The organism is Polaromonas sp. JS666 (genome assembly GCF_900103405.1).
In the GTDB taxonomy this organism is placed as follows: Bacteria; Pseudomonadota; Gammaproteobacteria; order Burkholderiales; family Burkholderiaceae_C; genus Polaromonas.
Genome location: NZ_FNHX01000018.1, coordinates 13826 through 35809, shown reverse-complemented (window position 1 = coordinate 35809; position 21984 = coordinate 13826). Strand labels below are relative to the sequence as shown.

The following is a 21984-nucleotide window of genomic DNA, read 5'->3' as shown; positions in this document are numbered from 1 at the left end:
TACATGACTCAGGTCGGACAAAGGCTCGACTTGACGTGGTCAAACCGCGCGAATTGCGGTCTGCGGGAAAAAAGGACTCACTGGGTGGACATCTTACTTCTTGACGCGCTGGTGCCCGAGGCAATGGCCTGGCTGGAAACCCGCCACAGCGTGGGTTACCACCCCGAGCTCGCCGACGACCTGACTTCGCTGCGCAAGATCGCCTACAAGACCAAGGGCATTGTGTTCCCGCGGCAGACCGTGGTAACACGCGAATTCCTCGACTTCCTGCCCAAGATCAGGGCCGTGGGCCGCCTGCATGTGGGCACGGACAACACCGACCTCGAGGCCTGCAAGGAGCGCGACATCAAGGTCGTGCACGCCAGCAGCGCCAATGTGCGCTCCAACGCCGAATACCTGCTGAGCAGCCTGCTGCTGCTGTACCGCCGCGGCCTGGTCTCGGCCCTGATGGGGCGGCGCCACCCGACGACGCAGATGGGGCGCGAACTGCACGGCAGCACCGTGGGCATCCTGGGCCTGGCCCCGACGGCGCACACGCTGGCCGGCATGCTCAACGGCTTGGGCGTGCGGCTGATCGGCTACGACCCGGCGGTGCACCACACGGCGCCGATCTGGGAGCGCCTGCGCATACAGCCGGTGTCCCTGTCTGAACTCGTCAGCCAGGCCGACGCGGTCTCGGTGCAAATGCTTTACGCCACGCGTTTTCGCGGTTTTGTGAATGAAAAACTGCTGGCCGCCTGCAGGCGCAACCAGCTGTGGGTGGGCATCAGCCGCAGCGAGCTGTTTGACGAAGCCGCGCTGGCCGCGGCGCTGTGCGACGGCCGCATCGAGGCCTGCATCCTGGACGGCGCCGAAGCCAGCTTCCTGGGCGACACCTCGCCGCTCAAGGGCCTGAAGAACCTGTTCGTCACGCCGCGCCTGGGCTCGCACACACGCGAGGCGCGCCTGCGCTCGAGCTGGTATGTGGCGCACCGCATGCATGAAGCCATCAGCACCACGCATAGCGGCATGGACCAGCTGCCCAGCGCACCCATGGAGCTGGATGTGCCGGGTGGAGTTACTCCTTCTCAGTGGTCCGAGCCCGAATTCATGATCCGCTGAACACGCGGCCTCCGATAAAAAAAGCCCCGTTGAACGGGGCTTTTTTGTGGGCGGGTTTTACTTCAACCGAGCCAGCTGCTCGTGGATCTTGGCCAGCGTCGCGGTGAAGTCGACCAGGCGTTTTTTCTCCTGCTCCAGCACCGCCGGCGGCACCTTGTTCACAAAGGCTTCATTGGCCAGCTTGGCATTGACCTTGACGAGCTCGCCTTCGAGGCGTGTGGCTTCCTTGCCCAGGCGGGCTTTCTCGGCCGCGACGTCGATCTCCATGTGCAGGCAGACACGCGCTTCGCCGACCACCGCCACCGGGGCGGCTTGCGCGGCCGCGGCCCATTCGGCCTCGTTCACAAACACCTTCACTTCACTGAGCTTGGCCAGCGACTTGAGCACGGGCGCCACGCTGTACATGAAAGCGCTGTCGTCCAGCACAAGCAGCGGCAGGCGCGTGGCCGGCGAGACCTTCATTTCGCCGCGCAGGTTGCGGCAGGCGTCGACCAGGGTCTTGAGTTTGGCGACATAGGCCTCGGCTTGTTCGTCGATCTTTTCGGGCTGGCTTTGCGGGTAGGGCGCGGTGCCTATGAACTTGCCGCTCTTGCCGGCGATGGGCGCCACGGTCTGCCACAACTCTTCGGTGATGAAAGGAATTACCGGATGCGCCAGGCGCAGTATGGCTTCGAGCAGGCGTATCAGCGTGCGGCGCGTGGCGCGCTTTTGCGCGTCGTTGCCGGTCTGTATCTGCACCTTGGCGATTTCCAGGTACCAGTCGCAGAACTCGTCCCAGACAAACTGGTAGATGCTGCCGGCCACGTTGTCCAGGCGGTAGTCGGCAAAGCCCTTGGCCACATCGGCTTCCACGCGCTGCATGGTCGATGAGATCCAGCGGTCGGCCTGCGAGAAGCTCAGGTAGTTGTGAAACTCGCCGCCCGGCGCGCATTGTTCTTTCGTGTGTTCCTCGAGGCCGCAGTCCTGGCCCTCGCAGTTCATCAGCGTGAAGCGCGTGGCGTTCCAGAGCTTGTTGCAAAAGTTGCGGTAGCCCTCGCAGCGCTTGCTGTCAAAGTTGATGCTGCGGCCCAGGCTGGCCAGCGAGGCGAAGGTAAAACGCAGCGCGTCGGCGCCATAGCCCGGAATGCCCGCGGGGAATTCCTTTTCGGTGTTCTTGCGCACCTGCGGCGCGGTCTCGGGCTTGCGCAGGCCTTGCGAGCGTTTTTCGAGCAGCGGCGCCAGTTCAATGCCGTCGATCAGGTCGACCGGGTCCAGCACATTGCCTTCGGACTTGCTCATCTTCTTGCCCTGGGCGTCCTTCACCAGGCCGTGGATGTACACGTCCCTGAAGGGCACCTGGCCGGTGAAGTGCGTGGTCATCATGATCATGCGGGCGACCCAGAAGAAGATGATGTCGTAGCCGGTGACCAGCACGCTGGAGGGCAGGAAGAGGTCCAGTTCCTTGGTCTTCTCGGGCCAGCCCAAGGAAGAGAAGGGCACCAGCGCCGACGAGTACCAGGTGTCCAGCACGTCTTCGTCGCGCGTGAGCTTTTTGCCGGGGGCCTGCTTTTGCGCTTCTTCCTCGCTGGTGGCGACATAGACCTTGCCGTCCTCGTCGTACCAGGCCGGGATCTGGTGGCCCCACCAGAGCTGGCGCGAGATGCACCAGTCCTGGATGTTGTTCATCCACTGGTTGTAGGTGTTGACCCACTGCTCGGGCACAAACTTGACCTGGCCGCTGCTCACGGCGTCGCGCGCCTTCTGCGCGATCGATTTGCCGGTCGGGTCCTGCTCGCTGACCTTGCTGAGCGCGACAAACCACTGGTCGGTCAGCATGGGCTCGACCACCGCGCCGGTGCGCGCGCAGACCGGCACCATGTTTTTGTGCGGCACGGCTTTTTCGAGGAAGCCTTGTTCCTCGAGGTCCTTGAGCACGGCCTTGCGGCAGTCGTAGCGGTCCAGGCCCTGGTACTGCTTAGGCCCGTTTTCGTTGATCTTGGCGTCCAGCGTGAAGATGGTGATCAGCGGCAGGTCGTGGCGCAGGGCCACCTGGTAATCGTTGAAGTCGTGCGCGCCGGTGATCTTCACCACGCCGCTGCCGAAAGCCGGGTCCACGTAGTCGTCGGTGATCACCGGGATTTGGCGGTCGCACAGCGGCAGGTCGACCATCTTGCCGACCAGGTGTTTGTAGCGCTCGTCGTCCGGGTGCACCGCCAGCGCGCCGTCGGCCAGCATGGTTTCGGGCCGGGTGGTGGCGATGTGCATGCCGCGCAGCGGCGTGCCGTCAGCGGCTTTTTGCGGGCCGTCGCTGAAGGGGTACTCGATGTGCCACATGAAGCTGTCGCGCTCTTCGTTCTCGACTTCCAGGTCGGACACGGCGGACTTGAGGATCGGGTCCCAGTTCACCAGGCGCTTGCCGCGGTAGATCAGGCCCTGCTCATAGAGCTTCACAAAGGTCGAGGTGACCACCGTGGACATCTTCGGGTCCATGGTGAAGTATTCGTGCTTCCAGGCCACCGAGTCGCCCATGCGGCGCATCTGGCGTGTGATGGTGGTGCCGGACTCTTCCTTCCATTCCCAGACCTTGGCGACGAAGTTCTTGCGGCCCAGGTCGTGGCGGCTTTTGCCTTCACCCTGCAGCTTGCGCTCCACCACGATCTGCGTGGCGATGCCGGCGTGGTCGGTGCCGGGCACCCACAGCGTGTTGTGGCCGCGCATGCGGTGGTAGCGCGTGAGCGAATCCATGATGGTCTGGTTGAAGGCATGGCCCATGTGCAGCGTGCCCGTTACGTTGGGCGGCGGCAACTGGATGGAGAAAGACGGCTTGGCCGCATCCAGCGTGGGTTCGTACTGGCCGCTTTGCTCCCATTCGGGGCCCCAGCGGCTTTCAATGGCGGCCGGTTCGAAGGATTTGGCCAGGCTGTCCAGCCCCGGTGTGGGGACTTTGACGGCCTCCGCGGCGGGAGTGGCGGTATCGGCAGGGGCGGGGGCGGCAGCGTTGGTCATGGGGGCAATGAAAAACGGCATCGAAGGGATGCCGCCTTGGGGTTGGGGGAACTGCCCCGATTTTATTCGACTGGGCCCCTTGCCTCCCCGTTGGGGTGAAATCGGGCGATTGAGCCACCCAGGCCCTTGCATGGGCGTTAGCCCATGCTGCGTTCCCGGGCGGCCCACTCATCCCGATTGCACCCCAACGGGGAGGGCAAGGGTTCATTCCGAGAAGGGTCTTGCGTGATGTGAATAGGTTTCAGGTCTTGCACGCCGCCGCCACGCAGGCCTTCAGCACCGCGGTGTCGCCCAGCTGGTTGGCCATCAGCAGGATCAGCCGGGCATTGAGCAGCTCGGATTCCTCGCGGCTCAGGCCCTGGTGGGCGTCCAGCAGGCACTCGTAAAAAGCGTCGGCGTCCTGGAAATGCAGGCGGGTGCTCAGGGGGCTGTCGGTTTTCATGGATTTTCCTTTCCGCCGGGGCCGGCGCCCAGCGCGGCGGCCACCGCGTGGACCAGCGAGGCGTCCACGCTCTCGCCGGTGGCGGCCACATGGCCGTCGGGCCGCAGCAGCGCCCAGGCATGGCCGAAGACATGGCATGTCGCCTGCAGGTGGCCCTGCGCGTCGACCACGTGTTCCACGGCCGCGGCTTTTTCGCCGGGGCCGACTACCTGCACGCAGCGCAGGCCGGCCTCCACCGAGAGCGCCGCCAGGCGCGCCAGCGCGGCGGCGGAGACATCGCCAAACGTCAGCAGCAGCAAACGGCCGTGGGCCCAGCCCAGCAGGTCCAGCAGTTCGCCGGGGCGGCCGTCGGCCCAGGCAAAACCCACGTTCTGCGTCGCCCGCCCACCGGCCGGCCCGCAGGTGCTGGAGTGTGTGTAGTGGCTGGGCGTGGACATGCGGCCGGTGTTGACGAGCTGGCGGGCAAACACATGCTCGCGCGCCAGGCCCAGCGCCGCGCTGCGAAACAGCCGCTCCGCGCCGTCCGCCGGCCGCAAAAAGCGCGCCGTGCGGTTGGTGACCCGCACGTTGTGCGCGGCCGCCTCATGGCGTTCCTGGTGGTAGCTGTCCAGCAGGGCGGGCGCGGCACGGCCCTGCAGCACGGCGGCCAGCTTCCAGGCCAGGTTGTCGGCATCCTGCACACCCGAGTTGCCGCCGCGCGCACCGAAGGGGCTCATCACGTGGGCGGCGTCGCCGGCGAAAAACACGCGGCCGTGGCGCAGGCTGTCCAGGCATTCGCTGCGGTAGGCATAGGGGCCGACCCAGACGATCTCGTAGTCGGCGTCGTCCAGCTCCCGGCCCGACTGGCTTTTGAACTGCGCTTTGAGGCGGGCGCGCACCACCTCCTCGCGGCTGACATCCTCGGGCCTGGCCTGCGGCGGCATCTGGTAGTCGATGCGCCAGACGCCGTCGGCCATCAGGTGCTGCCAGACGGCGCGGCCTTCGTTAAAGGGCGCCTCTATCCAGGTGTGGCGCTCCGCGGGCGGCGGGTTCTTGAAGCGCACGTCCGCAATGCACCAGCGGTCGTCGCCCTGCTGCGCCGTCACCGTGGCGCCGCACCAGGCGCGAAACGGGCTGCGCGAGCCGCTGCAGTCGATCACATGTTCGGCCTCCAGGGCGTAGGCGCCGGTCGGCGTTTCGAGTTGCAGCGTCGCGAAGTCCGCGTTCTGCTCAAAGCCGGTGACACGGTGGCTCCAGCGGATGTCAACCAGGCGGCCTTCGGGCGCAGGACTGTAGAGCTGCTCGACCAGAAAGCCTTCGACATAAAACTGCTGGATATTGATAAACGGCGGCTGCCGGCTCAGCGAATGGCTTTGCTGCTGGCGCAGGTCGAAGGCGTAGACCTCATCGCTTCCCGCAAAGGTGCGGCCTACGCTCCACTGCACGCCCTTGGCCGCGATGCGCTCGTAAATGCCCAGGCGCTTGAAGATTTCCAGGCTTTTCTGGGCGTAGCAGATGCCGCGCGAGGAGGCGCCCTTGACGCCCACCGTGTTGTCCTCGTCCAGCAGCACGGCGCGCACGCCGTACTGCGCCAGCGCGCAGGCGAGCGTCAGCCCGGTGATGCCGCCGCCCACGATGGCGACGGCGTGGCGTTTGACCTCGCCCGTGCGTAGCTCGGGCGGCGCCACAAAAGGGTACTCGGGCAGGGCATAACCGGCGCCCTGGGCGAATTCATAGCCGTTGGTGAAGGTGGCGGTCAGTGCGGCGGGGGCGGGGTTTGTCTCCGGCATGGGGGGCTTCCTGCGGATGTGTTTACTTATTCGTAATCAATTTACCATAACGTAATTGATGGCCCTGGCCGCTCCCCGGAGCGGCGCTATGGCGGCATGGCTTGTAATTAAAAATTGTTATCGAACGCTGTTTGTGAATAGCTTTTATCAATTTCATGCATTGATTCCAGCAATTAGACGCAGCGCCCGAACAGGTCTATGGTGTTCTGGTCTTCGGCTGTTCGTGGCCTCGAAGTGCGCGGCGTTGAAGCATTGGCGATTTGTTCATCATCCATCAACCCACGAAGGAGATTTCCATGGCTGCTCTCAAAGGCTCCAGGACGGAAGAGAACCTGAAAGCCGCATTTGCCGGCGAATCGCAGGCCAACCGCCGCTACCTGTATTTCGCGAACAAGGCCGACGTTGAAGGCCAGCCCGATGTCGCCGCGCTGTTCCGCTCCACCGCGGAAGGTGAAACCGGCCACGCCCACGGCCACCTCGAATGGCTGGAGCAGTGCGGCGACCCCGCCACCGGCCTGCCCTTCGGCGGCACCCGCGACAACCTCAAATCCGCCGTCGCCGGTGAAACCCACGAGTACACCGACATGTACCCCGGCATGGCCAAGACCGCGCGCGACGAAGGCCATGATGAAGTGGCCGACTGGTTTGAGACCCTGGCCAAGGCCGAGCGCTCGCACGCCAACCGCTATTCAAAAGCGCTGGCCGAACTGGTCGATTAACCCGTCCCTCGCTGCGCCGCAAGGCGTGGCGGGTTTTGGAAAGGGCTACGCGCGAGAGCCTTTCCCCAAACCCACGAGAAACCGAAAAGAAGAGGCAAGCATGGCCACAGAAGGCAACCTCCAGGCGCCCACGCGCCACGCGATCGACTGGAAAAACCCGGACTTCTATCACGAGGACGCCGCCCTGCACGAGATGGAGCGCATCTTCGACATCTGCCATGGCTGCCGCCGCTGCGTGAGCCTGTGCGGCGCCTTCCCCACCTTGTTCGACCTGGTCGACGAAAGCAAGACCGGCGAGGTCGACGGCGTGGACAAGAAGGACTACATGAAAGTGGTCGACCAGTGCTATATGTGCGACCTCTGCTACATGACCAAGTGCCCCTATGTGCCGCCGCACGAGTTCAACCTCGACTTTCCCCACACCATGCTGCGCGCCAAAGCCATCAAGTTCAAAAAGGGCGAGGTTGGCGCCGGTGAAAAGTTTTTGTCGTCCACCGACGTGCACGGCCAGTTCGCCGGCATTCCCATCGTGGTCCAGGTGGCCAATGCGGTCAACAAGACCAAGCCGGCGCGCGCCGTGATGGAAAAAGTGCTGGGCGTGGACAAAAACGCCTGGCTGCCCGACCTGGCGACCAAGAAATTCCGCTCGGGCGCGCCCGAATCGCCCCCGCATGCCGTCAAGGACGGGGCCAAGACGCCCGGCAAGGTGGTGATTTATTCGACCTGCTACATCAACTACAACGAGCCCGGCATAGGCCACGACCTGCTCAAGGTGCTGGACCACAACGAAGTGCCCTATGTGCTGGTTGAAAAGGAAAAATGCTGCGGCATGCCCAAGCTGGAGCTAGGCGACCTGGCCTCGGTCAACGCCAGCAAAGAGGCCAACATCCCCGTGTTGGTGAAGTACGCGAAAGACGGCTATGCCATCCTGAGCGCCGTGCCCAGCTGCACCCTGATGTTCAAGCAGGAGCTGCCGCTGATGTATCCCGACGATGCCGAGGTGCAGCTTGTCAAGGAACACATGTGGGACCCGTTTGAATACCTGATGGCGCGCCGGCGCGACGGCCTGCTCAAGACCGAGTTCAGCACGCCGCTGGGCAAAATCAGCTACCAGATTCCCTGCCACGGCCGGGTGCAGAACATCGGCAAGAAGACCGAGGAGATGCTCAAGATGGTGCCCGGCACCAGCGTGCACACGCACGAGCGCTGCTCCGGCCATGCCGGCACTTTCGGCGTCAAGGTGCCCTACCACCAGCAGGCCCTAAAAATCGGCAAGCCGCTCTTCAAGGCCATGGCCAGCCACAAGGACGGCGGCCTGCCCGACGTCATCAGCAGCGACTGCCCGCTGGGCGGCCACCACATTGCCCAGGGCTTTGAGGTGAACAGCCTGGGCGCGCCGCCGCAAAAGCACCCGCTCACCTTGATACGCACGGCCTACGGCCTGAAATAAGCCCCGACAAGCAGGACGCCGCCATGAAGACCACCGGAAAGATCACCCGCGAATCCCTGATGACGCTGGAGGCCTACAGCAAATACCGCAAGGAAAACAAGCCCGCCATCATCGCCCATCGCAAGCTGCGCAGCGTGCGCCTGGGCGAGCACGTCAACCTGCAGTTTGAAAGCGAGACCAGCATCCGCTACCAGATCCAGGAGATGCTGCGCATTGAGAAGATTTTCGAGGAGGAAGGCATAGAGCAGGAGATAGAGGCCTACGCGCCGCTGATGCCCGACGGGACCAACTGGAAGGGCACGCTGATGCTGGAGTACCCCGACGTCAGCGAGCGAAAACGTGAGCTGGCCCGGCTTATCGGTGTGGAGGACCGCATGTTCATCGAGGTCGAAGGCCATGCCCGCGTCTACGCGATCGCCGACGAAGACATGGACCGCGAGAACGACGAAAAAACCTCGGCCGTGCACTTTGTGCGCTTCGAGCTGGACCCGGCCATGCGCGCGGCGGTCAAAGCCGGCGCCGGCGTGAAGCTCGGCTGCGACCATACGCATTACCCCGCGCATGTGAACATTCCCGCGGAGACCTTGGCTTCGTTGGCCAGTGACCTGGATTGAGGCCTTTGCCGCCTGGCGCGAAGGGTGCGGCCCGGCTGTCGTAAAGTGGGGGTTGGTGAGAACCTGTTTACGGTCTAAACAGGGTCGCGCAAGTGCCTTCTCGGGATGGGATGCAAGGCGCGGTGCGCTGCCCATAGCACCGCTATGGGTTAGCATCGCAACGCCGCAGACCGCCCGAAAAGGCACTTGCCCTTCGGGTTGGGGTGAAATCGGGCGATTGAGCCACCCGAGCCCTTGCATGGGCATGAGCCCATGCGGCGGTCCCGGTCGGCCCACTCATCCCGATTGCACCCCAACGCGACCCCGTTTAGACCGTAAACAGGTTCTTACCCAATAACTCAAAGCATGCTGTTTCTTATCTCGCCGGCCAAGTCGCTGGACTACGACACGCCGCCGCACGTAGACACCCACACCCAACCCTTGTTCACGCGCCAGTCGGCGCAGCTCATTGAAGTGCTCAAAACCCAGACCCCGCAGCAGATCAGCAGCTTGATGAAGCTGTCGGACGCGCTGGCGGGCCTGAATGTGGCGCGTTACCAGGCCTGGTCGCCCAAGTTCACCGCCAAGAATTCCAAACAGGCCGCGCTGGCCTTTGACGGCGACGTGTATGGCGGGCTGGCCGCCAGGACCTTGAGCGCCGCGCAACTTGACTGGGCACAGGACCACGTCTGCATCCTGAGCGGCCTTTACGGCGTGCTGCGGCCACTGGACCGCATGCAGCCCTACCGGCTCGAGATGGGCACGGCGCTGGCCACGCCCCAGGGCAAAAACCTCTACCAGTTCTGGGGCTCGCAAATTTCCGACTACCTCAATGAACGCGCCGCCGCCGACACCACGCCCGTGGTCATCAACCTGGCCAGCGAGGAATACTTCAAGGCCGTGGACCGCAAGGCGCTCAAGGCGCGCGTGGTGAGCTGCGTGTTCGAGGAGTTCAAGGGCGGCAAGTACAAAATCATCAGCTTTAACGCCAAACGCGCGCGCGGCCTGATGCTGCGCTACGCGATCGAGAAAAAAATCGCCACGATCAAAAAGCTCGAAAGCTTTGACGCCGAGGGTTACCGCTTCGACCCCAAGGCCTCGGAACCCGACCGGCTGGTGTTCCGGCGCAAACAGGCCGCCTGAGCGGCCGTATCCTTCCCCGCCCGCCATGCAAACCCAGGCCATCACGCGCGAGATGCAGGACTGGGTGGCGCAGCAGCTCGCGGCTGGGCATGGGCAGCATGAGGTTTTCCAGGCGCTGCTGGACGCCGGCTGGCATGCCACTGCCGCCAACCGGGCTTTGGGCCTGCAGGCCGCCGGCGAAGCAGCGATGCCGCAGCCCGCGCAGGCTGTGCCCCGTGTGCGGGCCGACGCCGCCGGCGCCATGGTGGACGCGGGCGACAAATGGGTAACGGTGCGTGAACACCGCAGCGCGCCCGAGCTCTGGGTGTTTGACAACCTGCTCAGCGCTGCCGAATGCGAGGCGCTCATTGCGGCGGCCGAGTCGCGCCTGGCGCGCTCGCTGACCGTGGACATACGCACCGGCGGCGAAGAGCTCAACCACGACCGCACCAGCCACGGCATGTTCTACACGCGCGGCGAGAACGAGGCGATTCGCCGCATCGAGGCCCGCATCGCCAGGCTGCTGAACTGGCCGGTGCGCAACGGCGAAGGCCTGCAGGTGCTGCGCTACCGGCGCGGCGCCGAGTACAAGCCGCATTACGACTACTTCGACCCCGGCGAGCCCGGCACTGCGGCTATATTGCGGCGCGGCGGCCAGCGTGTGGCCAGCCTCATCATGTATTTGCGCGAACCCGAGGAGGGCGGCGCCACGGTGTTCCCCGACATAGGCCTGCGCGTGCGGCCGCAACAGGGCAGCGCGGTGTTTTTCAGTTATGCGGTGGCGCATCCCACCAGCCTCACCTTGCATGGAGGCGAGCCAGTGAAATCAGGCGAAAAATGGATTGCCACCAAATGGCTCCGCGAAAGGGAATTCATTTAGCCCTTATCCGCATCCCCCAGCAGGGGCCGCGGAACTGGCTTTGCCAGGCCGCTGGCGCCGCCCCCTGCAAGGGGGGAGGGGGCTACACGCAGTGAGCCCCAACGGGGGTGTACATAATCCATCATGAAGATCAAAGCCAATCAGATCGATATCGAAATCGAAGACACCCACCCCGGCGACACCACGGGCCGGCCCGTGGTGCTGCTCATCATGGGCCTGGGCATGCAGCTGATCGCCTGGCCGCCGGCCATGGTGCAGGCGATTGCCGACGCGGGCTTTCGGGTGCTGCGCTTTGACAACCGCGACATAGGCCTGTCCCAGCACCTCGACCACCTGGGTTCACCCAGCCTGCTCTGGGAAGGGCTCAAGTTCCGCCTGGGCTGGCGCATACGCCCGCCCTATAGCGTGCAGGACATGGCCGCCGACACCGTGGGCGTGCTTGATGCGCTGCAAATTGCCAAAGCCCATGTGGTGGGCGTCAGCATGGGCGGCATGGTCGCGCAGCGCGTGGCGGTGCTTGCGCCATCGCGGGTGGTCAGCCTTTGCAGCATCATGAGTTCCAGCGGCGCGCGCGGCCTGCCCGAGGCCAGCCCGGCCGTGACCCGCGTGTTGCTGAGCCGGCCCGCCGGCAAGGGCGTGCAGGCGGCGGTGGACCACACGGCCAGGCTGCTCAAGGCAATAGGCAGCCCCGGCTTTCCCACGCCCGACGCCGAGCTGCGCGAAAAAGTCGCCGCCGCGGCGCAGCGCAGCTTCCACCCGCAGGGCGTGCTGCGCCAGATGGTGGCGATTGCCGCCGACAGCACACGCGCCGCGGCGCTGGCCCAGGTGAGGGCGCCCACGCTGGTGGTGCACGGCCGCGCCGACCCGCTGGTGCCCATGGCCTGCGGACAGGACACGGCCAGGCGCATTCCCGGCGCGCGTTTTGAAAGCATTGAGGGCATGGGCCATGATTTGCCCCCCGGGGTGGTGGAGCGTTTATTGGCCCTCTTGATTCCCCACTTCAGGGCCACAACTGCGGGTTAGAAGACAATCGAGTCCACATGAACACCCCTGAACAATCCCAGCTGGGCAAGGCCTCGGCCTATATCGACCAATACGACGCTTCGCTGCTCTTCCCTATCCCGCGCGAGGGCAAACGCGCCGAAATCGGCGTCACCGGCACGCCGCCTTTTTTCGGCGCCGACCTGTGGACGGCATTTGAGCTGAGCTGGCTCAACCTGCGCGGCAAGCCGCAGGTGGCGCTGGCCCACATCACCGTGCCCTGCGAGTCGCCCAACATCGTCGAGAGCAAGTCCTTCAAGCTCTACCTCAACAGCTTTAACAACACGCGTTTTGCCGACGCGCGCGAGGTGCGCGAGCGCATACGGGCCGACCTCAATGCCGTGATTGGCAGCGGCGTAGGCATCACTACCCTGGGCCCCGAGCTCTTCGACCGCGAACCCGTGCATGAACTCGACGGCCTGAACCTGGACCGGCTGGACGTGGAGTGCATCCACTACCAGCCCGCGCCCGAACTGCTGTTTGCCGAATTCGACGAGCCGCCGGTCGAGGAGACCCTGACCAGCAACCTGCTCAAGAGCAACTGCCTGGTCACCGGCCAGCCCGACTGGGGCAGCGTGCAGATACGCTACGCGGGCCCGCAGATCAACCAGGAAGGCCTGCTGCAGTACCTGGTGAGCTTTCGCAACCACAACGAGTTCCATGAGCAGTGCGTGGAGCGCATCTTCATGGACATCTGGACGCGCTGCAAACCGCTCAAGCTCTCGGTCTATGCGCGCTACACGCGCCGCGGCGGGCTGGACATCAACCCCTTTCGCACCAGCCACCCGCAGGCGCTGCCCTCCAGCGTGCGCACCGCGCGCCAGTAGGCGGCTTGCGCTTACTGCCCGAACTCGCTGAAGTTCTTCAGCGGCGTCAGCCCCGGGAACTGCCCCGCGCGCTTTTCCTTCATGGCCGTCACGGACTCGCGCACATGGGCGTTGCTCCAGATCGCGCCCTGCAGCCAGCCCATCTGTTTGAGCGCATCGTCCACCGAGTGGTCGCGCGCATAGTGCACGGCCTGTTTGGTGCCCCAGACGGCCACCGGCGGCTTGGCGGCGATTTCGTTCGCGCACTGCATGGCGGCCGCCAGCATGGCCTCGGCTGACTCGAACACCTCATTGACCAGGCCGTAGCCCAGCGCCCTGGCGGCCGGCAGGCGGCGCCCAGTGTAGGCCAGCTCCTTGACGACGGCCAGCGGCAGCAGCTTGGGCAGGCGCTGCAAGGTGCCCACGTCGGCCACCATGCCGATGTTGATCTCCTGGATGCAGAAGAACGCGTCGGCCGTGGCGTAGCGCAGGCAGCAGGCCGTCACCATGTCGACCGCGCCGCCTATGCAGCCGCCCTGGATGGCCGCGATCACCGGGATACGCAGGGTTTCGAGTTTGCTGAAGGTGGCTTGCATGCCGGCAAGCAGGTCGAAGATGGCGGCACGGCCTTCGGGGCTGCTGTCGTCCAGGGCGATCTCGCTGCCGAAGGTCTCCAGTGCCATGCCGGCACTGAAGTGTTTGCCAGTGCTCGAGATCACCAATACACGCGCCTCGCCGCTTTGGTGGATGTGGGTGAGCGCCGCGTCCAGCTCGCGCCAGAACAGCGGGTGCATGGTGTTCATCGCCTCGGGGCGATTCAGCACCAGGTGGGCGATGTGATGGCTGGTGTTGAGGGTGAAGCAGGTCAGGGAGAGTGGGGTGGGAGCATTCATCCCACCACTCTAGTTCAGACGACCAATTCCAGCCAGTCACACCTGAGACGCCGTGCAAGGTGCGCCCGCGCCCTGGCATACACATACAGTCGCGGCGCCAGCAGGCCCAGCACGCACAGTGGGTACGCCCAGGCCGCCTCAAAGGCGTAGGCCGGCAGCCAGCCCGTCCAGCCCATGAGCCAGGCGGTCAGCACCGCTTCCCAGAGCTGGCATTCGAGGGGGTGGGCCCCCCGCTGCGCCTCGCGCCAGTCCTTGACACGCTGCAGCTGGGCCAGCGTGATGTGGTGCCAGTACAGCGACCGGACCGATGTTGAAGAAGGGTTGGAAGGATCAGAGGGATCAAACATAAAGCCTCCGTGCGAGGCTTCAATGTAAGTTTCGTGAAAGCTTCTGTCAACGGCCGGTGTGGCCGGGGGAACCGCCTTAGGCCGCGGTGAGGGCCTTCAAGGCCGAAACCAGGCGGTCCAGGTCGGCCTCGGTGGTGTAGAGCGCCGGTGACACGCGTATGCAAGGCCCCTTGGCCACACCGGTGCGGCGCACCGTCAGCACGCCGTAGCTGTCGCGCAGCTGGGCCACCAGCGCCTTGTAGTCGTCCGGCGTGGTCCTGCCGGCCAGGCGAAAGGAGGTGATGCCGGCGGCCATGCCGGGCTGGTCCGGCGTCAGGATGTCCACGCCCCTGAATTCGCGGGCGCGGCTGACCCAGTAGTCGCGCAGGTAGCGCAGGCGCAGCTCTTTGGCCTTGGGGCCGATTTCCGCATGCAGGGCCAGCGCCCTGGGCAGGGTCAGCAGGGCCGCGAAATTGGAGGTGCCGCTGTGCACGCGCGAGCGTATGTCGTCGGCCGGCCAGTCCTCGTCGGCCATCGCGCGGTCTATGTCGGCCAGCCGCCCTTTGGCGATGTACATAAAGCCCAGGCCGACGGGCGCGCCTATCCATTTGTGCAGGTTGAAGCCCACGAAGTCCACGCCGAGGTCGGCCACCTTGAAATCGATCTGGCCCCAGGAATGCGCGGCGTCCAGCACCACGTCCACGCCGCGCGCCCTGGCCATGGCGGCGATCTCGGCCACCGGCATTACCAGCCCGGTGCGGTGGCTCACATGCGTGAGCAGCAAGAGCCTGGTTTTCGGGTTGTTCGCCAGGGCGTCCCGATAGGCCTGCAGCACGGCGTCGCGCGTGGCGGGCTCGGGGATGTTGAACTTCACCACGTTCACGCCGCGCCTGTCCTTGAGCCAGTTCATCGCGTACTGCATGGAGTCGTAGTCCAGGTCGCTAAACAGCACGCTGTCGCCGGGGCTGAGCTTGTTGTAGCCGCCTATCAGTAACTGCAGGGCTTCGGTGGCGCCGCGCGTGAAGGCGATTTCGCCGGGGGCGGTGCCCACGGCGGCGGCCAGCAGCTTGCGGGCCTCGCCCGCGTCGCCGTCGAACTGCGAACGCGCGTAGTAGGAGTTCTCGCGGTTCACCATGTCGGTCTTGGCCTGGTACTCGCTGCGCACCGGGTCGGCCATGATGCCCCAGTAGCCGTTTTCCAGGTTCACCGTTTTGGGCGTCACGGTGTAAAGCGAACGCACGGCGGCCCAGTAGTCGTGGTCGGTGGCGATGGCCTGCGCCGCGCCCGCGGGCAGGAGCGGCAGGCTAAGGGTGGTCGCCTGGGTTGGGGTTTGGGCCTTGACGGCGGTGATCGAGGCGGTGGCCATGAGGCCCATGACAAAACCGCGGCGATTGGCATGCAGCATGAGACGTATCCTTGCGAGTCAGTGATGCCAGCGGTTGTATCCGCCGGACATGTCAGGCATATGTCGTCATGGCTTCGGCCTGTTGGCCGGCAGCTTGCGGGTGTGCGCCCGCTTCCCTCAGATCCGGCGGCGGCGCGGCACCACGCTGAGCTGCAGGCTGAGCTTGCCCGGCGAGGCCGTCACGGTATGGGTCTGCGGCGCGATGTCTATCAGCTGGTCGGTGTGCCAGACCCTGATCTGCGCCGCGCCTTCGGGCAATTGCTCGATCTGCGCGATGCCCTCGGCATTGGTCAGCACGGCCCAGGGCGAATCGCTCACATACACATGGCCGCGCATGGAGCCGTGGATGTGGCAGCCCAGTAGCACGGCGCCGGCCTTGGTGAAAGTGGCATCGGCCGTCTTGGCCGGCTTGCCTTCGGGCTTGCCGTCCAGGCGCAGTTCAAAGCCTTCGCCCGCGGTGCTATTAAATTGCGCCGCACCGGCGGCCGAGGCGCGCACATGGTGTTCCCAGGGGTCGTTGTTGACGAACTGGGCCTTGGCGCCCACGCCCACCACACTGACGGCCGGCACAAAGCGCATTTTTTCCTGGTAAATCGTCACCTGCTCGGGCAGGGGCTTGGGCGGCGCGCCGATTTTGGCCGAGGGCACGACCACCACAACCGCATCGGGCGCCGGCTTGCCTTCCTTGTCGAGCACCAAAACGGAGAGGCTGGCGGCGCCGGCCCCCGCGGAAAAGGCCAGGCCGGCCAGCGACAAGAGGGTGGATGCCAGCATCCGCGATGAAGAAGAAGCGTGTGTCATGGAATTTCTTTCGTTTCAGGCTTGGCGGGGTGTCAATACGGCCAGCACGGCGGCCACCACAAACAGTGCCAGCACGTCACCCCAGAGGTGGCCCATGGTGTGCTGGCCGCTGAAGGACTGCACTGCCATGATCCCGCCGTGCACGATGCTGGACCAGACGGTAAACCAGATCAGGCTCAGGTGCGCCAGCGGGTTGCGCGACGCCAGCAGCAGGAAGACGCCCAGGGTCGCATAGAGGCCGAGGATCATCTCCAGGTAGTAGGAGCGCCCCTCGGCATGCCAGGACCAGCCCGAAGGCCAGACCATGGTGAGCGGCCACAGCGCGAAGATAAAGGTCAGCCCCATCAGCAGCAGCGCGATGCGCAGGTATTTGAGGCGGTTGGCGTCGGTCATGGTTTTTCTCTTTCGAATCAGCTCAGGCCGCGCATGTCAAACCGCTGGCAAAACCTCCCGGCGGCACGGCGGCACGGCGGCGCCGGGAGGGGTTCGGGTGCTTCTTGGACGCTTCTTATTTGGCGGCCGGCTTGTAGTCAGCCACGGCCTTGGCCAGGTCGCGGGTTTCCTCGCAGTTGGCGCAGATGGACTGCAGCTTGGCCAACTGGGCGTCGGCCTGGGCCTTCTGGTGGGTCTTCAGGTAGGCGATGCCCGAGTACTCGAGCGCGCCCTTGTGATTGGGGTCCAGCGCCAGGGCCTTGCCGTAGGCGGCAAAAGCCTCGTCGTACTTGCCCAGCCAGCGGTTGGAATAACCGAGGTAGTTGTAGGCGTCGGCGTTCTTCGGGTTCTTGGCCACGACCTTGTTGAAGCTGCTCACGGCTTCGGACCAGTTCTTGGCGTCTATGGCCTTCTTGCCGGCCGCGAAATCGTCGATCTGCGCGTTCTGCACCGGCGTGGTCTGGATGTCGGCTGCCATGGCGGCACCGGCCAGGGCCAGGGCGACGACGGGCAGGGCAATGAAGTTGCGGATGGAAAAAGCGTTCATGTCGGGCTCCTTGAAGTGTTGGTCAATTGGATGCGCTGCAAATCAGCACCTTATACAAACGACGTGAAAAGGAAATCGGATGCGGGGGAATTCGTATTTATTTGTAATGGGCTTGAGCCAGCTCGTGCATGATGCGCGCCGTCCCGGAAACCTTGATCGAGGCTCCCGGGGCAGGCGGAATCTGGGCATGCAAGCGCGAACGCATACCCATGTCCTCACCCTGCACGATGTCGATCGCGCCTCCGTGCGGCCAATCCAGGTCACGCAGGTAACCCGCAAAAGCGGCGGTGGCCGCGCCTGTCGCCGGGTCTTCGTACACACCGCCCGACGCAAAGGGGTTGCGCGTGTGAAAAAGCCGGGGCGTTTCCGCGTAAGCCAGGAGCATGGTCACCAAACCCGCCTTGTTCATCAGTTCGCGGCCCGCGTTCAGGTTGTATTGCATGGCCGCCAGCTTTTCGCGGCTGTTCAGGGTCAACACCAGGTGATCCGCGCCACCATGGGCCAATGCCGGCGCAATGCGCGGGTCCAGGTCGGGCGGCCCGTAGCCGAACAGCTCCAGGGTGGCCTGCACCAGCGCTTCCGGCGCAGCCTGGCTGCGCGTGGGCGGCGATTGCAGCGCGGCGGCAATGGTGTCTCCGTTGCGCCTGCCTTCAACCGTGATGTCGGCCTTGTTCAGGCTCAGGGCAAACACGCCATCGCCGTGTTGAAGGGCCAGCGCCGCGCCCAGGGCAATCGTTGCGTGGCCGCAGAAAGGCACTTCGGATTCCGGCGAGAAATAGCGCGCCCGCCAGCCGGCGCCTGCCGGGACGGCAAAAACCGTTTCCGAAAAACCCACTTCCGCGGCGATCCGCTGCATTTCCGCGTCGGCAGGAAAGAAGCCGGTGATCATCACGCCGGCGGGGTTGCCGCCTGTGCTTCCATCAGAAAACGCAGCGATCTTCAAAACATTCATTTTTTCTTTCCCTTTTCTCTTCCATTTGATAGACGGAGGTGGTCCCCTCCCTTGAACGCCGGCTCAAAGCGCCTGTTGCCAATGAAGGCCACATGGCAGTATGCGCGGACCAAATAAAAAGTGCAGCATCCTTGGCCGGCTGGACGCGGCGCTCACAGCATCGATTGAAACAAGGGCAGGTATTGCGGGTGCTGCGAAACCGTGTTGTGCGAGGTTCCGGGCAGCACCTTGAGCGCGGCCGTCCCCTTCTTGAACTGCGCATACAGCTTTTCGGTACTGGCCGCCGGGATGACTTCGTCTTGCCCGGCCGCGATCAGCAGCGTGGGCGCCGTGACCTGGGGCGCGTACTTCCAGGATTCAAACTTGTCGACCAGCAGCCAGGAAATGGGAAACCAGGGAAAACGTTGCGCGGCCAGTTCCTGGATGCTGTTGTAAGGCGTCACCAGGATCAGGCGCGCCACCGGCCGCTGGCTGGCGACCCAGACGGCCACACCCGAACCCAGGCTCCTGCCCACCACGGTGACCTCCGCATGGGTTTTGCCGATGTGGTCGAACAAGGCCAGGGCATCGCTTTGCAGTGCCGCCTCGCTGGGGCTGCCGCTGCTGCCGCCATAGCCCCGGTAATGAAGCAGGTAAATCGCGTGGCCCGGGAAGGCTTCAGAGAAGGACGGCAGGTTGGCCGAGACATCTTCGGCATTGCCGCCGAAGTAGACGATGGCCTTGGGCCCGGTGCTTTGCCGCGCGGTGAGCACCAGCTCCGCATCCTTGACCTGGAGCTGCTGCGTCGTGGCCGGTCCGCCCCAGGATTTGGGTTGGGGAAAATAAATCAGCGAGCGCTGGTAGACATACAGCGCCGCGCAAAGGGCCAGGTAAGCCAGCAGCAGGACCGCTACAAAAATCGTCACCGCGCGCGCCATGGATGGGAGTGCGTGCCGCGGGGGCTCACCACAGCTTGGCGCAATTGCCGCTGAAGACCACGGTCTCGCCGGGCTTGGTGGGGTTGGCGTCCGCCTCCAGCGTCACCACCAGCTTGCCGACCTTGGACAGCAGCTTTTCAGAGGTATCCGGCAGTATGGACACCGCCGAGCCGCTGGTCGGCACCGCGCCCAGCGAGAAGGCCGGGCCGTTGGCCGGCACGGCCCAGAGCACCAGCTTGCCGCTGGCGGGCGGTGTGATGGGGCCTATGACCTTGACCGTCATGGTCTTGCCGTGGCGCAGCGAGCTGACCAGCAGCTTGCCGTTGCCCTGGGCGTCGGTCAGCAGGCCTACATAACTTTGCGGCAGCTTTTCGCCCGAGCGCATCGCGAGCTGGCCGCTGGACATGAACAGGGTGGGCATGGCCATAAAAAATACGCTCGCCGCGACCACACCGGCCGCCAGCCCGCCAACACCAAACCCGGCGGGTTTGAGCCAGCCCAGCCAGGAGGTTTTGCCCTGCGGCGCCTGCCGCGTACCCGCGGGCTGCGTGCGCGCCGCGATCGCGGCCCACACCCGGGGTGAAGGCTTGTGCGCCGGCACCGACAGCGCCAGCTGGCCCAGGCGCGCCTCCCAGTGCGTGACACGCACGCGTACGTCGATGCGGTCGCGCTGCAGGCGTTCAAAGCGGCGGCGCGCGCCGCCGGCCAGCGTGCCCAGCACATAGGCCGATGCCAGGTGTTCCAGCAATTCGGGGTTGGTATATCTCATGACGCCACCACCCCCTGCGCGGCCAGGCAGCCCTTGAGTTTTTCCAGGCCGCGCCGTATCCAGGCTTTCACCGATCCCAGCGGCGCGCCCATTTGCGCGGCCACCTCGGTGTGCGACAGGCCCTGGTAATAGGCCAGCGCCAGGCTTTGCCGGTGGCTGCCCTCGAGCGCGTTCATGCAGCCTTCTATATGCAGGGCCTCGGTGGCCTGCTCCAGCAGCTGCATGGCGCTGGGGGCGGGTGCGGCGCTGCTTTCGATGGCGTCCTCGTCCAGCTCACCTGATTCGGGCAGCTCGCTTTCCTTGCGGCGCGCGCGTGCCCGGAAGGCGTCCAGCGCCTTGTTGCGGACGATGGCGATCAGCCACGTCATGGGTTGAATGGGTTGGCCGTCCACCTCGCTTCGGTAGCCGGCCGCGCTTTTCCAGATACTCACATACGCCTCTTGCAGCACATCCTCGGCCGCCTGTCCTTGTCCCAATATACGAACGGCGACGCCAAACAGATGCGTGTGGGTGCGTTCATAGATATCGGCAAAGCAGGCGTGGTCGCCTTGCGCCGCGCCGGCGATCAGGGCTTGCAGGCTGCGGGTGTCCGTGTCGGCCAATTTCATGCGGCTGAGTATAGGGAGTTCCGCCTGGGCGGCAAACGCGGGCGGGAATGGACATTTTTTGCGGAAAAACGCATCCGATTTGCGCCGGCCGGCGTTTGTCCCCGGTAGGCCGGACGCCGCGCCGGCCCACACCCCTTCCGCCCGTGGGGTTGTTGGGGCATTTTTACCCGTCATTTTTCTTTTCTTTAACCCGGAGACCTGTCAATATGGGCAGGACTCCTTCCAGGAGATCGCCATGACATCGATTGCAACTGCTGTCGCCCAAACCAGGCTCCATGCGGGCCTTGTGGCCGCCGCCCTGTGCGCGGGCCTCTTGAGCGCCTGCGCCAGCGGCCCGGCCGCACAGGCCTACGCCGGCAAGCCGGCGCCCGCCGCGCTCAAGCCGGCCGACAACGAGCAGGCGGCCTTCACCTGGCATGCGGTGGGCTCGCAAATCTACGAATGCCGCGCCAGCGACAAGGGCGGCTGGGCCTGGGTGTTTGTCGCGCCCGAGGCGGACCTCTTTAACCAGAAGGACGAAAAAGTCGGCACGCACGGCGCCGGCCCGCACTGGACCGCGCTGGACGGCAGCAAGACCGTGGGCACGGTGAAAGCCAGGGCCGACGGCGAGCGCCCCGCCGACATCCCGCTGCTGTTGCTGACAGCCAAATCCGCCGGCATGCCCGGCAAGATGGCTGGCGTCACCAGCGTGCAGCGCCTGAACACCGAGGGCGGCAATGCACCGGCCAGGGGCTGCGCCACGCAGGCCGACGCCGGCAAACGCGTCAAGGAAGGCTATACCGCCGACTACGTGTTCTTTGCCGCCAAAAACACCTGAAGCGAGTGCAGCATGTCCGTGCTCAAGAACCTCTTTAGCGCCAGCAAAAGCCCCAAGCCCGGGGCCACGGGGCCTGAGACTGGCCCGGTCAAGATGAACCTTGACGAGCGCATGGAGTTCAGGCGCGAGATGCTGTATGAAGCCATACGGGTGACCATGCAGGCCCACGGGATCCTGTCGGCCAGCTACAAATTCCGCGTGGTGCGCAACGACAAGCGGGGCCACCAGTACCTGGTGCTGGTGGACCTTTCCACCGACTTCCTGGATAACCGGGAAGGCGCGCCCGCCCGGCTGGCCGAGGTGGGGGCAGCCATCGCCAAAAATGCCACCGCGCGCTACAACCTGTTGGTCAGCGGCGTGTACTGGCAGGTCAATGAACAGATCCAGGGCTTCTCGGCCAGCCGTCCCGCCGTGCTCCGCACGGGCCAGGACGCGGGCGATTCGCGGCCGCCGGTGCGGCGCCATGAGCGCGCCACGGCGGACGAGCTCGCGGCCTTTGAAGCCGCCTGGGAGAAAGGCCGGGCCATGCAAATTGGCGACCGGATTTATTCATCCGACCTTGCGCCGTTGGAGCCGGACTCCCACAAGGACGACAGCCAGCGTTAAGGG

At 64.9% G+C, this 21984-nt stretch carries 23 protein-coding genes; 10 read left to right on the top strand and 13 right to left on the bottom strand.

Annotated features, from left to right (window positions below):
* Positions 1 to 84 precede the first annotated feature (84 nt).
* Positions 85 to 1101 (top strand): NAD(P)-dependent oxidoreductase, encoded by a 1017-nt coding sequence (locus BLQ85_RS23385; protein ID WP_074580370.1) that lies wholly within the window; start codon positions 85 to 87, stop codon positions 1099 to 1101.
* 57 nt (positions 1102 to 1158) lie between these two features.
* Here the strand turns inward: BLQ85_RS23385 and BLQ85_RS23380 are convergent, their stop codons facing one another.
* The 3 genes from BLQ85_RS23380 to BLQ85_RS23370 form a co-directional block, all read right to left on the bottom strand.
* Positions 1159 to 4107: a valine--tRNA ligase gene (locus tag BLQ85_RS23380; RefSeq protein ID WP_074580369.1), complete on the bottom strand. Its 2949-nt coding sequence runs from the start codon at positions 4105 to 4107 to the stop codon at positions 1159 to 1161.
* 220 nt (positions 4108 to 4327) lie between these two features.
* Positions 4328 to 4528, bottom strand: coding sequence for a DUF2783 domain-containing protein (locus BLQ85_RS23375; RefSeq protein ID WP_074580368.1), 201 nt, complete (start codon positions 4526 to 4528; stop codon positions 4328 to 4330).
* Positions 4525 to 6297 carry an FAD-dependent oxidoreductase gene (locus tag BLQ85_RS23370; protein WP_074580367.1) on the bottom strand — a complete coding sequence of 591 codons (1773 nt, stop codon included), beginning with the start codon at positions 6295 to 6297 and terminating at the stop codon, positions 4525 to 4527. Before BLQ85_RS23370 ends, BLQ85_RS23375 begins: the two co-directional genes overlap by 4 nt.
* A 296-nt stretch (positions 6298 to 6593) precedes the next feature.
* Between BLQ85_RS23370 and BLQ85_RS23365 the strand changes: the two genes are divergently transcribed.
* The 7 genes from BLQ85_RS23365 to queF all read left to right on the top strand — a co-directional run bounded on the left by BLQ85_RS23365 (position 6594) and on the right by queF (position 12929).
* The gene (locus tag BLQ85_RS23365) at positions 6594 to 7016 is read left to right on the top strand and encodes a rubrerythrin family protein (RefSeq protein WP_074580377.1); all 423 of its coding nucleotides are present in this window, start codon (positions 6594 to 6596) and stop codon (positions 7014 to 7016) included.
* Between the two features lie 100 nt (positions 7017 to 7116).
* Positions 7117 to 8466 (top strand): (Fe-S)-binding protein, encoded by a 1350-nt coding sequence (locus tag BLQ85_RS23360; protein WP_074580366.1) that lies wholly within the window; start codon positions 7117 to 7119, stop codon positions 8464 to 8466.
* A gap of 23 nt (positions 8467 to 8489) precedes the next feature.
* Positions 8490 to 9080, top strand: a complete 591-nt coding sequence (locus BLQ85_RS23355) for a DUF3501 family protein (protein ID WP_074580365.1) — start codon at positions 8490 to 8492, stop codon at positions 9078 to 9080.
* Positions 9081 to 9425: 345 nt separating this feature from the next.
* Positions 9426 to 10202, top strand: a complete 777-nt coding sequence (yaaA, locus tag BLQ85_RS23350) for a peroxide stress protein YaaA (RefSeq protein ID WP_074580364.1) — start codon at positions 9426 to 9428, stop codon at positions 10200 to 10202.
* A 25-nt stretch (positions 10203 to 10227) separates the two neighbouring features.
* Entirely contained in the window at positions 10228 to 11061 is an 834-nt protein-coding gene (locus BLQ85_RS23345) for a 2OG-Fe(II) oxygenase (RefSeq protein WP_074580363.1), read from the top strand.
* Between the two features lie 123 nt (positions 11062 to 11184).
* A complete protein-coding gene (locus BLQ85_RS23340; protein WP_074580362.1) occupies positions 11185 to 12084 on the top strand; it encodes an alpha/beta fold hydrolase in 900 nt (299 codons plus the stop codon).
* Positions 12085 to 12101: 17 nt separating this feature from the next.
* A complete protein-coding gene (gene queF / locus BLQ85_RS23335; RefSeq protein ID WP_074580361.1) occupies positions 12102 to 12929 on the top strand; it encodes an NADPH-dependent 7-cyano-7-deazaguanine reductase QueF in 828 nt (275 codons plus the stop codon).
* 11 nt (positions 12930 to 12940) lie between these two features.
* On the opposite strand, the gene BLQ85_RS23330 is transcribed toward queF, so the two are convergent.
* The 10 genes from BLQ85_RS23330 to BLQ85_RS23285 all read right to left on the bottom strand — a co-directional run bounded on the left by BLQ85_RS23330 (position 12941) and on the right by BLQ85_RS23285 (position 20558).
* Positions 12941 to 13801, bottom strand: a complete 861-nt coding sequence (locus BLQ85_RS23330) for an enoyl-CoA hydratase-related protein (RefSeq protein WP_074580360.1) — start codon at positions 13799 to 13801, stop codon at positions 12941 to 12943.
* A gap of 14 nt (positions 13802 to 13815) precedes the next feature.
* The gene (locus tag BLQ85_RS23325) at positions 13816 to 14148 is read right to left on the bottom strand and encodes a hypothetical protein (RefSeq protein ID WP_083336970.1); all 333 of its coding nucleotides are present in this window, start codon (positions 14146 to 14148) and stop codon (positions 13816 to 13818) included.
* Between the two features lie 76 nt (positions 14149 to 14224).
* Positions 14225 to 15532: an aminotransferase class V-fold PLP-dependent enzyme gene (locus BLQ85_RS23320; protein WP_074580359.1), complete on the bottom strand. Its 1308-nt coding sequence runs from the start codon at positions 15530 to 15532 to the stop codon at positions 14225 to 14227.
* A gap of 117 nt (positions 15533 to 15649) precedes the next feature.
* Positions 15650 to 16333 carry a cupredoxin domain-containing protein gene (locus BLQ85_RS23315; RefSeq protein WP_254806510.1) on the bottom strand — a complete coding sequence of 228 codons (684 nt, stop codon included), beginning with the start codon at positions 16331 to 16333 and terminating at the stop codon, positions 15650 to 15652.
* 15 nt (positions 16334 to 16348) lie between these two features.
* On the bottom strand, positions 16349 to 16726 hold the full coding sequence (locus BLQ85_RS23310; RefSeq protein ID WP_074580357.1) for a DUF6632 domain-containing protein: 378 nt from the start codon (positions 16724 to 16726) through the stop codon (positions 16349 to 16351).
* A 115-nt stretch (positions 16727 to 16841) separates the two neighbouring features.
* Positions 16842 to 17312 carry a tetratricopeptide repeat protein gene (locus BLQ85_RS23305; RefSeq protein WP_074580356.1) on the bottom strand — a complete coding sequence of 157 codons (471 nt, stop codon included), beginning with the start codon at positions 17310 to 17312 and terminating at the stop codon, positions 16842 to 16844.
* Positions 17313 to 17409: 97 nt separating this feature from the next.
* On the bottom strand, positions 17410 to 18264 hold the full coding sequence (locus tag BLQ85_RS23300; protein WP_074580355.1) for a PhzF family phenazine biosynthesis protein: 855 nt from the start codon (positions 18262 to 18264) through the stop codon (positions 17410 to 17412).
* A 152-nt stretch (positions 18265 to 18416) separates the two neighbouring features.
* A complete protein-coding gene (locus BLQ85_RS23295) occupies positions 18417 to 19181 on the bottom strand; it encodes an alpha/beta hydrolase (RefSeq protein WP_074580354.1) in 765 nt (254 codons plus the stop codon).
* A gap of 25 nt (positions 19182 to 19206) precedes the next feature.
* Entirely contained in the window at positions 19207 to 19950 is a 744-nt protein-coding gene (locus BLQ85_RS23290; RefSeq protein WP_074580353.1) for an anti-sigma factor, read from the bottom strand.
* Complete coding sequence (locus BLQ85_RS23285; RefSeq protein WP_074580352.1) at positions 19947 to 20558, bottom strand: RNA polymerase sigma factor; 612 nt, start codon at positions 20556 to 20558, stop codon at positions 19947 to 19949. The genes BLQ85_RS23290 and BLQ85_RS23285 overlap by 4 nt, the downstream gene beginning before the upstream one ends.
* A gap of 235 nt (positions 20559 to 20793) precedes the next feature.
* Here BLQ85_RS23285 and BLQ85_RS23280 point away from each other — a divergent pair, with 235 nt between their 5' ends.
* Positions 20794 to 21375, top strand: coding sequence for a DUF3455 domain-containing protein (locus tag BLQ85_RS23280; RefSeq protein ID WP_074580351.1), 582 nt, complete (start codon positions 20794 to 20796; stop codon positions 21373 to 21375).
* A 12-nt stretch (positions 21376 to 21387) separates the two neighbouring features.
* Positions 21388 to 21981, top strand: a complete 594-nt coding sequence (locus tag BLQ85_RS23275) for a hypothetical protein (protein WP_074580350.1) — start codon at positions 21388 to 21390, stop codon at positions 21979 to 21981.
* Positions 21982 to 21984: the final 3 nt, after the last annotated feature.

What these genes read in the sequence shown, in the direction of transcription:
- BLQ85_RS23285 (WP_074580352.1), bottom strand. Translation starts at nt 20,558, where the DNA reads ATGAAATTGGCCGACACGGACACCCGCAGCCTGCAAGCCCTGATCGCC.
- queF (WP_074580361.1), top strand. Translation starts at nt 12,102, where the DNA reads ATGAACACCCCTGAACAATCCCAGCTGGGCAAGGCCTCGGCCTATATC.
- BLQ85_RS23375 (WP_074580368.1), bottom strand. Translation starts at nt 4,528, where the DNA reads ATGAAAACCGACAGCCCCCTGAGCACCCGCCTGCATTTCCAGGACGCC.
- BLQ85_RS23360 (WP_074580366.1), top strand. Translation starts at nt 7,117, where the DNA reads ATGGCCACAGAAGGCAACCTCCAGGCGCCCACGCGCCACGCGATCGAC.
- BLQ85_RS23330 (WP_074580360.1), bottom strand. Translation starts at nt 13,801, where the DNA reads ATGAATGCTCCCACCCCACTCTCCCTGACCTGCTTCACCCTCAACACC.
- yaaA (WP_074580364.1), top strand. Translation starts at nt 9,426, where the DNA reads ATGCTGTTTCTTATCTCGCCGGCCAAGTCGCTGGACTACGACACGCCG.
- BLQ85_RS23365 (WP_074580377.1), top strand. Translation starts at nt 6,594, where the DNA reads ATGGCTGCTCTCAAAGGCTCCAGGACGGAAGAGAACCTGAAAGCCGCA.
- BLQ85_RS23320 (WP_074580359.1), bottom strand. Translation starts at nt 15,532, where the DNA reads ATGCTGCATGCCAATCGCCGCGGTTTTGTCATGGGCCTCATGGCCACC.
- BLQ85_RS23340 (WP_074580362.1), top strand. Translation starts at nt 11,185, where the DNA reads ATGAAGATCAAAGCCAATCAGATCGATATCGAAATCGAAGACACCCAC.
- BLQ85_RS23280 (WP_074580351.1), top strand. Translation starts at nt 20,794, where the DNA reads ATGACATCGATTGCAACTGCTGTCGCCCAAACCAGGCTCCATGCGGGC.
- BLQ85_RS23310 (WP_074580357.1), bottom strand. Translation starts at nt 16,726, where the DNA reads ATGACCGACGCCAACCGCCTCAAATACCTGCGCATCGCGCTGCTGCTG.
- BLQ85_RS23295 (WP_074580354.1), bottom strand. Translation starts at nt 19,181, where the DNA reads ATGGCGCGCGCGGTGACGATTTTTGTAGCGGTCCTGCTGCTGGCTTAC.
- BLQ85_RS23290 (WP_074580353.1), bottom strand. Translation starts at nt 19,950, where the DNA reads ATGAGATATACCAACCCCGAATTGCTGGAACACCTGGCATCGGCCTAT.
- BLQ85_RS23325 (WP_083336970.1), bottom strand. Translation starts at nt 14,148, where the DNA reads ATGTTTGATCCCTCTGATCCTTCCAACCCTTCTTCAACATCGGTCCGG.
- BLQ85_RS23275 (WP_074580350.1), top strand. Translation starts at nt 21,388, where the DNA reads ATGTCCGTGCTCAAGAACCTCTTTAGCGCCAGCAAAAGCCCCAAGCCC.
- BLQ85_RS23370 (WP_074580367.1), bottom strand. Translation starts at nt 6,297, where the DNA reads ATGCCGGAGACAAACCCCGCCCCCGCCGCACTGACCGCCACCTTCACC.
- BLQ85_RS23315 (WP_254806510.1), bottom strand. Translation starts at nt 16,333, where the DNA reads ATGACACACGCTTCTTCTTCATCGCGGATGCTGGCATCCACCCTCTTG.
- BLQ85_RS23300 (WP_074580355.1), bottom strand. Translation starts at nt 18,264, where the DNA reads ATGAATGTTTTGAAGATCGCTGCGTTTTCTGATGGAAGCACAGGCGGC.
- BLQ85_RS23305 (WP_074580356.1), bottom strand. Translation starts at nt 17,312, where the DNA reads ATGAACGCTTTTTCCATCCGCAACTTCATTGCCCTGCCCGTCGTCGCC.
- BLQ85_RS23345 (WP_074580363.1), top strand. Translation starts at nt 10,228, where the DNA reads ATGCAAACCCAGGCCATCACGCGCGAGATGCAGGACTGGGTGGCGCAG.
- BLQ85_RS23355 (WP_074580365.1), top strand. Translation starts at nt 8,490, where the DNA reads ATGAAGACCACCGGAAAGATCACCCGCGAATCCCTGATGACGCTGGAG.
- BLQ85_RS23380 (WP_074580369.1), bottom strand. Translation starts at nt 4,107, where the DNA reads ATGCCGTTTTTCATTGCCCCCATGACCAACGCTGCCGCCCCCGCCCCT.